We start from the raw sequence: 589 nt of genomic DNA on the forward strand, positions 1-589 counted from the left end.
CATTACCAGCGAGCGTCTTAGCGTTATTGTTCCGCCAAGAGTTGATTGATACGCCTCAACAGCTCAAAAAGCTGCAAAAGCAGTATGACAGCGTGAGCCGTTTGATCTATTCAGGCAATAGCGCATTTTCGATTGCTGATTTCCATATCAAAATGTTGTCTGCAAGGATTCGAACCGTATTGGGAAGAATGACCGATTCGGCGCTGCCACTGCAAAATTGCGCTGAAGAACTCAGTCAAACAACTGCTGAGGTTTCAGCCGCGTTGAACCAACAAAACAGTGATATTCGACGCGTGCGAGATGCGACGCAAGAAGTGGAATCTTCAGCGAATTCGGTATCTTCAAGCACCAACGATGCGCATATGCTGATTGATGACACCTTGAAGTCATGCATGATGGCCAAAGAGACGATCGATCAAACGCATACCAACCTAGCTCAATTGAGTCTTCAAGCTGAAAAAGCAACGGAAACGACGTATCAACTGAGCGATCAGGCACAGAAAGTGAATCATTTGATGGTTGAAATCGGTGGTATCGCAGAGCAGACCAACTTGCTGGCGCTGAACGCGGCGATCGAAGCAGCAAGGGC

The 589-nt window shown here is 47.5% G+C and carries 1 protein-coding gene; it reads left to right on the forward strand.

The window, feature by feature from the left end; all coding sequences use genetic code 11:
* A partial coding sequence (locus R8N47_RS26830) for a methyl-accepting chemotaxis protein (RefSeq protein WP_318186314.1) occupies window positions 1-589 on the forward strand: 589 nt, incomplete at both ends.

This window comes from Vibrio sp. 2132-1 (assembly GCF_033344315.1).